The organism is Pseudomonas sp. LJDD11 (genome assembly GCF_024584215.1).
Lineage (GTDB): Bacteria > Pseudomonadota > Gammaproteobacteria > Pseudomonadales > Pseudomonadaceae > Aquipseudomonas.
The window spans coordinates 1-698 of record NZ_JANJFL010000080.1; the positions used below are offsets into that span (position 1 = coordinate 1).

1 protein-coding gene is annotated in these 698 nt (G+C 49.3%); it reads left to right on the forward strand.

Going from position 1 to position 698, the window contains the following annotated elements:
- The first annotated feature begins 180 nt into the window (after positions 1-180).
- Positions 181-429 carry a LuxR C-terminal-related transcriptional regulator gene (locus NRB16_RS28825; RefSeq protein WP_200992682.1) on the forward strand — a complete coding sequence of 83 codons (249 nt, stop codon included), beginning with the start codon at positions 181-183 and terminating at the stop codon, positions 427-429.
- Positions 430-698 lie beyond the last annotated feature (269 nt).

The window sequence follows — 698 nt, forward strand, 5'->3', positions numbered from 1 at the left end:
AAAGTTTTTGAGCGGTTTCCTTTATTTGGGTTTTATTTATTTTTTGTACGGCGCGCGGTGTTAGAAATAGTTCCAGATGAATTTGCCAGTGTGCCGATTTGTTACTGATGCCACGGACGGTGCGCGTAAGACACTTCCTACAGTATTTGTGTAGGCAAGCTAATCACAAGGAGAAACAACATGTGGGTGACAATCAGAGAACGAGAGGTGTTGGGGCTGCTATTGCAAGGCTGCACCAACAAGGAAATAGCACAGCAGCTCTGTATCAGCGGCTATACCGTACGCGATCACGTTTCCTCGCTGCTCAGAAAAGGGCAGGTGAAGACCCGTACCGAGCTTATTGCCCGTTACGTGGCCCGACTGATGACAAGAAGAAATGCACAACCCCCTACATCTGTCGGGTTGTGCAACGAGGCAGACTGCACATAATTCGTTTTATACGGAATGTGGCAGGTTAGTGTGATCAGGCGCTGGCTGCGTTCGGTTTATTCAATCAAAAATAAAGTGTCCGGCAGCCTTGAAGTCAGGGCGTGACAGTTGGGGAGACTGTCGTGCCTTTACTTGGCCGGATGAAACTTGAGCGCGGAGCCAGCGACTGAACTTCGGCGCTCCTTCACGTGTGCGCAAAGACGACCAACACCGGCTTTGAACACTTGGGCACAACGAAAGAGCAAACAATAAAAAGGAGTTATTCCATG

Coding starts and splice junctions, on each gene's coding strand:
- NRB16_RS28825 (WP_200992682.1), top strand. CDS start 181: ATGTGGGTGACAATCAGAGAACGAGAGGTGTTGGGGCTGCTATTGCAA.